Here is a 5,244-nt window from a genome sequence, read left to right as displayed (position 1 = left end):
GGTCGCCTCGAGCGTGCGCTTGCCTTTGCGGTACGGGTCCATCGCCCGGTCGATCACGAACGGGTCGATCACGAGGCCAACCTCAAGTGGCGGGTAGCCGAGTCGGACACCCTCGCGGTCGATGATGGTCAGGTCGTACGCCGCATTGAAGGCGACGACGGCGTGACCGGAATCCCATGCCGCGGTGAGGGCCTGGCGAATCTCGTCGTAGCCGCCGGCGTAGTCCTGTCCGTGCTCGCGGGCGTGCTCGGTCGTGATGCCGTGCACCGCGGTGGCGCCCTCGGGGATTCCCTGCTGGGGGTTCAGGAGCCAGTTTCGGCCGCTGGTCACCTTGCCGTCGATGGTTTCGAGGTGCGCGGTGACGATGCGGGCGTTCGTGGGGATGGGGCCAGTGGTTTCGAGGTCGAACGCGGCCATCGGTGCGGTGGTCCAGTTCATCAGGCGGTCTCCGTTTCGGTGGGCAGTTCGGGATCGGGGGTGCCGGCGGGCTCTAGTCCGAGTTCCGGCTCGGGCGCTTCGAGGTCGGCGACGCGGGCTGTGATTCGCTCCCTGGTGCGCTTCTTGTCGCTCTCGGGAAGCGACGAGCTCTGATGCCACAGGTCCGTTAGCGCATCCTTGGTCTTCGCGGCTTCGATGGCGGCGATGAAGCTGTCGACATCAACCGTCACGTCCGACCGTGGCGCGTCAGGTAGCGGCTCGACGACGTGCGGCGTCCGTCGGCCCCGTGTCACTGTGAGGGCGAGGGTGAGCCGCTGGTCGATGTGCGAGAGGTGGCTGACCCGGATTCCGCCGACCTCCTGGCCACCGAAGCGCACCGAGGCGTCGCGATAGAGCGACATCCGGCGGCCGACGTATGTGGATGCGTCCGGCCCCCACGCGGAGACGAGGATGCGTCGCACCGTCTTACTCGGCCGGAACGGGCGGCCAGGGAACTCGACGAGGTGGATGTTGACCGGCTGCTCGGCCGACCCCTTGGTGACGCTCTCGATCTGCACGGTGCGCGGACCGCCAAGGAGGTCCTCGGCGTTGAGCTGGTCGGACTTCGGGGCGATTGATTCGGTGAGGTCCATGACTAGATCACCATTTCCAGTTCGATGGTTCGTTCGGTGGCAGGGAAGCCGGCGACCGACTCCTCGTAGAGGCGGATCATCTCGGCGGCGTTCTCTTCGAAGGCGCGGACGGCGGCGGTGATCGCGGAGAACCAGCGCTCGTCAGGGAAGACTCGCTTCACCCAGAGCGGCATCCCGCCGCAGTAGGAGATGTAGTCGATCCAGTCGCGCCCCGACACGAGCAGTCCGCACTGGAGCTGCGCCATGTTCTCGGTCGGCACCTGGTCGGCCAGGATGGTCTGCAAGTGGATCTTCTGTCGGCGCGACTTGATCTCGATCAGTCCGTTGTCACCGACCAGCCCGTCCGGGGAGTATCCGAGCTTGACGCCAGCGTCTTCGCGGATCATGAATCCGGTCTCTTTGACCAAGGCGTAGTGCTCGGCGTACTTGGCGCGCGCCTTCGGTTCATCCTCGATGCCGCGGAGCATGTCGTCGCTGATGTGCGTCGGGTCGGACCAGCCGGTGATTCGCTCGGCCGCGAGAAGTGCTGTCAGTCCGCGGGATTCCGTGTTACTCGCGACCTGGAGCGTCTTCGTGGTGACGAGCTTGTCGACGACGGATGCGGTCACGATCCCGCGGCGCTGCTCGAGCCATTCGTCGGTGCCCTGCACGAGATCCGGCAGAGTAGTCAAGGTGGCGGTCATGCCGCACCTCGCATCGCGAGCGCCTCGGCGACCTTATTGGCAACGGTCGAGACGAGGGTTGCCAAGTCAGGGCCTTCTGCGGCGATGCTGAGCGACTCGTCCATCTCGGGATGCGTCACGCCGGTCGGCAGTGGTGCCGCCACTCGCCAGCCGCCGAATAGCGCCTGCGACCCCTCCATGAACCACCAGCGACGCTCGAGGAGGTTGTTCATGCGTGCGATGGCTTCGTCCAGCGTCTCCGCGGTAGTCTTGTCGTGCATCTGCTTTTCCTTCCGGTTGGTGGGTGCCTGCCCGTCCCGTTGCACCGGGGCGGGCTTTCTCGTTTCGGTCACGCCGCGCTCGCGGCGGGCGCTCGCTTCTTCCGCGACTTCGGCTCGCTGAATAACTCCTCGAACGGAAGCCCCCAAGCGGCGCGGGCCTTCATGACGAACTCGGGTCCGGCGTTGCACTCCCCCTTGAGAACTCGCGATGTGGTGCTCCTGTTCAGGCCGAACTCGCGGGCGAGCGCGGCGGGGTCCGGGATGGAGCGCTCCTTCATCTCCCGAAGGAACCGCGCCTTGTTGATCGCAAAGCCCTTCACATCCCCTCCAAGTTTCGTGTGCGAATACCGGTTGCGTTCACGCACTCACCATAGCGAGTCAGGTGCGTTGATGCAACAGGTTTCGCGCACGAAATCACGACTCTGTAAGTTGCACTAGCGCACGCGTTGCAACAACGCAACAGCTTTGACGCAACGGATTCACCCGTTACGCTGCGGGTATGTCGAACTGGAGCGACTTCCTACGCGCACGTCTTGATGACCGCGGCTGGGACGCCGCACGACTCGCCGCGGAGGCGGGGGTTACGCCGTCGATCGTGTCCCGGTGGATGAGTGGGGCGCATAAGCCGACCGCGGATCGGGTGCGCGCCGTCGCCGAGGCGCTCGACGTCTCTGTAATGGAGGCGATGATCGCGGCGGAGGTGATCACCGCCGAGGAGGCCAAGGTCACCGCCCTCGCGCCGGACCCCAAGCTCCTCAGCGATCAGGAGTTGCTCTACGAGGTGTCGCGACGACTGGCTGAGCGACAGATCGTCGAGAAGGCCGGCGACGTCGGCCGACGGATCATGAAGATCAAGCCACGTCCGAAACGGCCTGCATCGAGCGCTAGCGGGCCAGAGCTGCTAGCCGCCCAAGAGGGCGAGACGGAAGCGCGGAAGCGAAAGCGCACGGAGCGCCAGGATGAGGACTTTCCCGATCCAGATGGGCCCGAGGACGGCGCGTAACGTTTTCATTGTCGGTGCTTTACCTCACACTCGGCGGATGGCGGGGGGATGGCATCCGTGGCGACACATGCGAGACAAGTACCCGGACATCGATGTCCGGTTCACCGACTGTGGCGAGGAGGGCTTACGCGGCCGGTGGACGACTGACGGCATCGAGATCGACCGCACATCGAATCAGCGAGAGCGCCGGTACACCCTGGCCCACGAGATCGTCCACGTCGGCCGCGGCCCGGTCCCGGACCACCCGTACTACGCGATGCGCGAGGAGCGCGAGGTCGACCGAATCACGGCGCGCTTGCTGATTTCGATCGACGACCTGATCGACGTGCTCGCCTGGAACCGATACCGCATCGACGACGAGGCCGCCGAGGAACTCTGGGTGGACCTCGAGTGCCTCAAGATCAGGGTTCAGAACCTGACCGAGGCCGAGCGGCGCTACATTGACGCAGAACTGGAGCGCCGATCGCCTTGATCGGCAGAGTGGGGAGGGATCAAGTTGCGTAGGACTCTGACCGGGATAGCAGCCATCGCAGCTGCCGCGGCGCTTGCGGCCGGATGTAGCAATAGCGAAGCTGCGACTGAGCAGGCGGATCAGAGTCAGGGGCCTGTCGCCGCCGCCTGGTCGGCGCATGGCCCTGAGATCAGCAGCCTCTCCGCTTCTAGGTGTGCGGCCGAGGGCGCGCTGGATGACTGCATCAATAGCTCTGCAGCAAAGCGCCGGATGGCGAATACTGTCCTCGACTCTCTCGAGGGTAAGGATGACTACAACATCGCTTCCGTGCGCGACGCTGCAGACTCTGTGCGGTCCACAATCTTCGGGTCGGAATGCTTTGCGGATTCCGTCAGCAGTGTCACTGCAGCAACCTGCAAGATGACTGGACTCTCCGTTGACATGAGCTTCGACGCTATGAAGACATACATGTCAGCGGCTCCATCATCCTGATACCTGCGGTCCTTTAGAGCCCCCGAGCGCGGCCCCGATGGCCGCGGCGCCCTCTTGTGCGCTGCGGCGGTCGAGGTGTCCGTAGACGCCGATGGTGGTGGTGATCGACTCATGCCCGAGGTGGGCCTGGATCACGGGGAGTGGGACGCCGGCGGCGATCATCCATGAGGCGCAGGTGTGGCGGAGGTCGTGTGGCGACGGAGTCTTGCCGCCGAGTTGGGCCTCGATCTTCTTGAGCGCCGGCTTCCATGCCTTGTTGTGGTAGAGCTGCGCGGAGATCGGGTCGCCAGACTGTGTGGCGAACACTAGCGCGTCGTAGGGGCGGTCGAGGTCCCCGGCTGCCGTGACGGCCTGCGTCGGAATGTTGATGGTGCGCACACCTTTACGCGACTTCGGCGGGCCGAGTCGACGTTCGCTGTCGCCGGTGTACTTCCACGCCTTGTTGATGCGGACCGTCCCCTCGTCGGGATCGATGTCGCCGACGGTGAGTGCCGCGGCCTCGCTGTAGCGCATCCCCGTCGACACGAGGAAGGTCGTCATCGGACGCCAGCGTTCGGTCATCGCGTCCCGCAAGAGCGCGAACTCCTCCGGGGTGAGGAAGGTGGCGTTGTCCTTGCCTGCGTCGGCCCGCGGGAGCCGGCGGCCTTCGCATGGGTTAGCGCCGAGGTGACCGGCGCGCACTGCGCCTTGAAAGGCGCCGGAGAGGAAGCCGTGCTTGTTCTTGATCGTCTTGCCGGACGCCTTGGCAGCAGTGAGTGCGTTGACGAACTGGGCGATAGTCGTCTCGGTCACGGCAGAGAGCGGCAGTGCGCCCATGACGGGATTGATGTCGAGCTCGAGATAGCGGCGGTACCGATTGCGTGTGGCTTCCTCGATGCCGGTGAGGTGGTCGATGTGGTGGGTGATCCACATCGTGACCGTCTGCTCCCCCGCGGCTCGTTCGGTGGCGCCGATGATCTCAAGGGCCTTGTCGGGGCCGACCTGTTCGACGAGGTTGCGGAAGCGTTCGGCGGCAAGTGGGTCGTCGAAGGATGTTGACCGCTGTTGACCGGAGTGCCGGTAGAGGACCGCGGAGTAGGAGGTGCCGTCCTTGCGGGTGCGGACGCGAATGCTCGCCATAACGAAGAAACCTCCCGTTCGGCACTGTTCAGTGCCTCTCGGGAGGTGATCGTAGCGTCTCGGTGCGACTCGTTGTTGACCGCTACCGTTGACGGCTATTCAGTTGATCTTGCTTTACGTCTCTGACCTGCAGAAACTTGGTGGAGCTAAGGGGACTCGAACCCCT

General features: G+C 64.8%; 8 protein-coding genes. 2 read left to right on the top strand and 6 right to left on the bottom strand.

The features are described 5' to 3' along the window. The 5 genes from LCL87_RS25480 to LCL87_RS25460 form a co-directional block, all read right to left on the bottom strand. Window positions 1–438 (bottom strand): exonuclease domain-containing protein (locus LCL87_RS25480; RefSeq protein ID WP_510850863.1); only part of this gene is annotated, 438 nt, incomplete at its 3' end. Next, window positions 438–1,070 carry a hypothetical protein gene (locus LCL87_RS25475; RefSeq protein ID WP_225024247.1) on the bottom strand — a complete coding sequence of 211 codons (633 nt, stop codon included), beginning with the start codon at window positions 1,068–1,070 and terminating at the stop codon, window positions 438–440. The genes LCL87_RS25475 and LCL87_RS25480, both read right to left, overlap by 1 nt. 2 nt (window positions 1,071–1,072) lie before the next feature. Next, complete coding sequence (locus LCL87_RS25470; protein ID WP_225024246.1) at window positions 1,073–1,753, bottom strand: lambda exonuclease family protein; 681 nt, start codon at window positions 1,751–1,753, stop codon at window positions 1,073–1,075. Next, on the bottom strand, window positions 1,750–2,085 hold the full coding sequence (locus LCL87_RS25465) for a hypothetical protein (RefSeq protein ID WP_225024245.1): 336 nt from the start codon (window positions 2,083–2,085) through the stop codon (window positions 1,750–1,752). The genes LCL87_RS25470 and LCL87_RS25465 overlap by 4 nt, the downstream gene beginning before the upstream one ends. Beyond that, window positions 2,082–2,378: a hypothetical protein gene (locus tag LCL87_RS25460; RefSeq protein WP_225024244.1), complete on the bottom strand. Its 297-nt coding sequence runs from the start codon at window positions 2,376–2,378 to the stop codon at window positions 2,082–2,084. The genes LCL87_RS25465 and LCL87_RS25460 overlap by 4 nt, the downstream gene beginning before the upstream one ends. Before the next feature lie 134 nt (window positions 2,379–2,512). Here LCL87_RS25460 and LCL87_RS25455 point away from each other — a divergent pair, with 134 nt between their 5' ends. After that, on the top strand, window positions 2,513–3,016 hold the full coding sequence (locus LCL87_RS25455; protein ID WP_225024243.1) for a helix-turn-helix domain-containing protein: 504 nt from the start codon (window positions 2,513–2,515) through the stop codon (window positions 3,014–3,016). Window positions 3,017–3,053: 37 nt separating this feature from the next. Beyond that, entirely contained in the window at window positions 3,054–3,488 is a 435-nt protein-coding gene (locus tag LCL87_RS25450) for an ImmA/IrrE family metallo-endopeptidase (RefSeq protein WP_225024242.1), read from the top strand. Between the two features lie 462 nt (window positions 3,489–3,950). Here the strand turns inward: LCL87_RS25450 and LCL87_RS25445 are convergent, their stop codons facing one another. Further along, window positions 3,951–5,078, bottom strand: coding sequence for a site-specific integrase (locus tag LCL87_RS25445; protein WP_225024241.1), 1,128 nt, complete (start codon window positions 5,076–5,078; stop codon window positions 3,951–3,953). Window positions 5,079–5,244 lie beyond the last annotated feature (166 nt).

The sequence above is a fragment of the Prescottella equi genome (genome assembly GCF_020171745.1).
Classification (GTDB): domain Bacteria; phylum Actinomycetota; class Actinomycetes; order Mycobacteriales; family Mycobacteriaceae; genus Prescottella; species Prescottella equi_A.
The sequence above is the reverse complement of the archived record's forward strand: the minus strand, read 5'-3'. Positions and strand labels throughout refer to the sequence as shown.

Excerpts from the sequence above, each read along its gene's own strand:
- LCL87_RS25475 (WP_225024247.1), bottom strand. The coding sequence starts at position 1,070 with ATGGACCTCACCGAATCAATCGCCCCGAAGTCCGACCAGCTCAACGCC.
- LCL87_RS25470 (WP_225024246.1), bottom strand. The coding sequence starts at position 1,753 with ATGACCGCCACCTTGACTACTCTGCCGGATCTCGTGCAGGGCACCGAC.
- LCL87_RS25455 (WP_225024243.1), top strand. The coding sequence starts at position 2,513 with ATGTCGAACTGGAGCGACTTCCTACGCGCACGTCTTGATGACCGCGGC.
- LCL87_RS25450 (WP_225024242.1), top strand. The coding sequence starts at position 3,054 with ATGGCGGGGGGATGGCATCCGTGGCGACACATGCGAGACAAGTACCCG.
- LCL87_RS25445 (WP_225024241.1), bottom strand. The coding sequence starts at position 5,078 with ATGGCGAGCATTCGCGTCCGCACCCGCAAGGACGGCACCTCCTACTCC.